The following is a 3,425-nucleotide window of genomic DNA, read 5'->3' on the forward strand; positions in this document are numbered from 1 at the left end:
ACTGCATCCCCATTTTTAAGTGTTGAATTACTTAAAACATCAACTTTTGTATTGTGGGAATTTGATTGTATGAAAATAAATGCGCCAACTGCAATAATCAGAATTATGATAATTAAAATTACAATACTTTTTGCTTTCATAAAACACCTTAATCATTATGAACTAATAAAACATCAATATCACTATTTTTAAGAACTTTTTCTGCCACGCTTCCAATGACAAACCTATGGATTCCACTTTTTCCAGATGCGGATATTACAATTAGATCAACACCTTCCTCTTCAGAGACCTTTTTTATTGTTTCAGCCGGAAAACCAGTCAAAACCATTTTAGTAACATTTAAACTATCATCAAATTTAGCTGCCATGTTGTCTACTGCTTGTTGAGCTTCTTTTTTAAGTATTTCGTTTACTTTCCGAACTTTTCGTCTAGGCTGAAAGGCACTTGAAGTTAATTTGCCAGCAACGGATAGAATGATAATTTCACCGTCGTCGGCGATTAATTTTTCAACTCTTTCAACCTCTTGGTCAGCATAGGTCGAACCATCTGTAGGTAATAATATTTTTTTATACATTTGTTTGCACCTTGATATAGTTAATATTACTTTTGTTTTTAATAGTTTATATATATTTATTATTCTTTACAATAACATTATCAAAAACAAGTATATGGTGTAATCAATTTTTTATGAAAAAATTATTATATTGTTTATTATTCAATGAAAAAATAAATATATGACATCAAATCTCAAAAAATGAATAAAATAAAGTTAAAAAAAGATAAAATGAAAATTATAAAAGAGACTCGATGGCCTCTTTTACTTCCCCTAAGTCTTCGGTAGGTTCAAATCTGCGCACAACATTGCCTTCACGGTCAACCAGGAATTTAGTGAAATTCCATTTAATATCATTATTTTCCTTGTAATGCCTATCCATCATTTTAACAACCAGTTTTAGTTTACCTGAACCCTTGCCTGTAAAACCTGTAAATGGCTGTTCATTTTTAATGTATTCAAATAACGGAGACGCATTTTCACCGTTTACATCAATTTTTTCAAAAATTGTGTATGGCACGAGCCATTTGGAACGACAAACCTCAGTAATCTCTTCGGTTGTGCCAGGTGCCTGTTTTCCAAACTGATTGCATGGAAAATCAAGGATTTCAAAGCCTTGTTCATTGAATTCCGCATAAATTTGATTTAATTCTGTGTATTGTGGTGTAAAACCACATTTGGTTGCTGAGTTTACGATTAATAATACTTTTCCCTCATATTGGGATAAAGAAACCATGTTTCCGTCGCTGTCTTTAACTTCAAAATCATATACTGACATGAATTATGCCTCCTTGAAATTAATTTAAAATTGAATATATTTAAAATTTTTGAAAGGTAAAAACCGAATGGTTTAAATTTTTAAAATATAGATATTTATTTATGTCACGACAATCAAAAATCGTTAAAACAAGTATAATCGAAATTGGAGTGAATTTGATTCTTGTTGCTTTTAAGGCAAGTATTGGAATTCTAACCAATTCCATAGCAATTACCTTAGACGCGATAAACAACCTAACTGATGCATTATCATCAATAATCACCATTATCGGAACAAAACTTGCAGGAAAAGCTCCCGATAAAAATCACCCATACGGTTACGGCCGTATCGAATACTTTTCATCCATAATCGTGTCAGCAATAGTTCTATGGGCAGGTATCACCGCACTTATGGAATCCTGGCCCAAAATATTTACTCCCGACATAACAAATTACACTACCATTTCACTCATCATTATTGCAGTTGCAGTAGTAGTTAAATTTGCTTTAGGCACATATGTAAAACGTGTCGGAGAAAAAATTAACTCACAGGCCCTTGTTGCTTCAGGAAGCGATTCGTATTTCGATGCAATACTTTCCCTATCAACATTGGTTGCGGCAATAATCTCAATATTTTTCCACATCTCCCTTGAAGGAATATTAGGTGTCATCATCTCAATTGCAATTATCAAATCAAGTATTGACATGATAAAGGAAACTCTTAACCATATGATAGGTGCCAGAATCGATTCAGACCTCTCCAATAAAATCAAATCATCAATTTGTGAAGTTCCTGGAGTTTATGGCGCATATGATTTGAGTCTGCACAATTATGGACCTGAAGACATGATAGGATCAGTCCACATTGAAGTTGATGATACACTAACTGCATTGGATATCCATACTTTGACAAGAACAATACAGGGAAAAATATATTCAGAATTTTCAATAGCTCTGACCATTGGAATCTATGCAAAAAACGACAAATACGAAGATATGCGCAAGGAACTGTCTGAAATTGTCAGTTCATATGAAGAGATACTTGAAATTCATGGATTTCTGGTTTTGGAAGAACAGAACCTGGTGATGTTTGACATAATCGTAGACTTTGACGCAGATAGGCAAAAGGTCAAGGAAGAAATTCTTGAAAAAATCAAGGCAAAATATCCTAAATTCAATTACTGCATAGTGGACGACTACGATATCAGCGATTAGGTGTTACTTCCACAAATTATATTAAATAGTATGATGACCAATATTAAATTAAGGTGATTAAAATGGATAATAAAAATAATATTATTTTAATTGCAATCGCTATTTTGATTGTTGCCCTTTTAGCAGTTGGCATATACATTATGACTACAAATAGCGAGCAATCCCCAGTTAATGACAATGTCACCGTCGAAAATACAACCAACAACACAAATACAAGTGTTATTATGATAGACAAAGACGGCAACGTTACAAATAACACTGTTGTAGGAGACAATTCAACAAGAAACGATACAAATACCAGCAATGAAACATACAGAGTCTATAACCCTCAATCAGATTCATATGTAACTGTAATCGGTGAAGGTTATGACGTTGAAGTTGACAGATGGTATACCTATGACACAGACGGTGTAAGATATTACAATACAAGAATTAAATAATTTTAATTCTTTCTTTTTTTATTTTATTAGATTAGAATCTGCCAAATTATCCTTATATGACGTTTCATCTTTTAAAGATTCAATATGATGAATAACATTTAGCCTTAAATCCTCTAATTTTATTCGAACTTCAATATCATTAAAGTCCACATGAAATTGGAACAGGTATTTAACTCGCAAATCATAATCATATATGACCCAATTCGGACCGTTAATGTCTAAAAGATAGATTGACCATTTAGACATGATATTGTTAATCTCTTCAGTAGTTCTGTCCACATCAAAGTTTTCATCCAAAAAGATTTCTCTCATTGGTACAAATCCTCAGAGCCCATTTGAGTATCAACTATATTGATTTCAACTTCTTCACGGTTGAAAATGCCCAATGTTGTGATTTCACTTTTTTTAATGCTTAATGCCTGTGAAACATTATTGTCTTCTATAGAAATAAGGGCCACATT

The 3,425-nt window shown here is 32.4% G+C and carries 5 protein-coding genes; 2 read left to right on the forward strand and 3 right to left on the reverse strand.

Annotated elements, in window-relative coordinates; genetic code table 11:
• Positions 1-148 precede the first annotated feature (148 nt).
• The gene (locus ACJMLO_RS05780) at positions 149-574 is read right to left on the reverse strand and encodes a universal stress protein (protein ID WP_405294821.1); all 426 of its coding nucleotides are present in this window, start codon (positions 572-574) and stop codon (positions 149-151) included.
• Between the two features lie 217 nt (positions 575-791).
• Complete coding sequence (locus ACJMLO_RS05785) at positions 792-1,331, reverse strand: glutathione peroxidase (RefSeq protein ID WP_405294823.1); 540 nt, start codon at positions 1,329-1,331, stop codon at positions 792-794.
• A gap of 101 nt (positions 1,332-1,432) precedes the next feature.
• Here ACJMLO_RS05785 and ACJMLO_RS05790 point away from each other — a divergent pair, with 101 nt between their 5' ends.
• Together ACJMLO_RS05790 and ACJMLO_RS05795 are read left to right on the forward strand one after the other, a co-directional pair.
• Complete coding sequence (locus tag ACJMLO_RS05790; RefSeq protein ID WP_405294825.1) at positions 1,433-2,524, forward strand: cation diffusion facilitator family transporter; 1,092 nt, start codon at positions 1,433-1,435, stop codon at positions 2,522-2,524.
• Between the two features lie 62 nt (positions 2,525-2,586).
• A complete protein-coding gene (locus ACJMLO_RS05795) occupies positions 2,587-2,964 on the forward strand; it encodes a hypothetical protein (RefSeq protein WP_405294827.1) in 378 nt (125 codons plus the stop codon).
• An 18-nt stretch (positions 2,965-2,982) separates the two neighbouring features.
• Here the strand turns inward: ACJMLO_RS05795 and ACJMLO_RS05800 are convergent, their stop codons facing one another.
• Positions 2,983-3,276: a hypothetical protein gene (locus ACJMLO_RS05800; RefSeq protein WP_405294829.1), complete on the reverse strand. Its 294-nt coding sequence runs from the start codon at positions 3,274-3,276 to the stop codon at positions 2,983-2,985.
• Positions 3,277-3,425: the final 149 nt, after the last annotated feature.

This window comes from Methanobrevibacter sp., assembly GCF_045120835.1.
Classification (GTDB): domain Archaea; phylum Methanobacteriota; class Methanobacteria; order Methanobacteriales; family Methanobacteriaceae; genus Methanocatella.

Coding starts and splice junctions, on each gene's coding strand:
- ACJMLO_RS05790 (WP_405294825.1), top strand. CDS start 1,433: ATGTCACGACAATCAAAAATCGTTAAAACAAGTATAATCGAAATTGGA.
- ACJMLO_RS05785 (WP_405294823.1), bottom strand. CDS start 1,331: ATGTCAGTATATGATTTTGAAGTTAAAGACAGCGACGGAAACATGGTT.
- ACJMLO_RS05800 (WP_405294829.1), bottom strand. CDS start 3,276: ATGAGAGAAATCTTTTTGGATGAAAACTTTGATGTGGACAGAACTACT.
- ACJMLO_RS05795 (WP_405294827.1), top strand. CDS start 2,587: ATGGATAATAAAAATAATATTATTTTAATTGCAATCGCTATTTTGATT.
- ACJMLO_RS05780 (WP_405294821.1), bottom strand. CDS start 574: ATGTATAAAAAAATATTATTACCTACAGATGGTTCGACCTATGCTGAC.